General features: G+C 49.9%; 1 protein-coding gene. It reads left to right on the forward strand.

Annotated elements, in window-relative coordinates; all coding sequences use genetic code 11:
- The coding region (locus A3751_RS01625) for a hypothetical protein (RefSeq protein ID WP_156492173.1) at nucleotides 1-347 on the forward strand (347 nt) is incomplete at both ends.

Below are 347 nucleotides of genomic sequence, written 5' to 3' on the forward strand. Positions count from 1 at the left end.
TGCTTTAACGGAAGAGTTGGTAACTGTTCGCCATAAGAATGAAACGACGGTCATGCCTCCGGAAAAAGTTAACTATATGGATGTATCGCCGCGTCAGGTTGTATCGGTTGCGGCCTCTTTAATTCCGTTCCTAGAGCACGATGATGCAAACCGGGCCTTGATGGGATCAAACATGCAGCGTCAAGCGGTACCAACGCTACGTGCCGAAAAACCTGTCGTTGGAACAGGTATTGAGCGCATTGTTGCTCAAGATTCTGGTGTGTGTGTTGTTGCAGAGCGTGGCGGGGTAATCGAGAGCGTGGATGCAGGTCGTATCGTTGTTCGGGTGAATAACGATGAAGTCGAAG

Source organism: Oleiphilus sp. HI0080, from assembly GCF_001635135.1.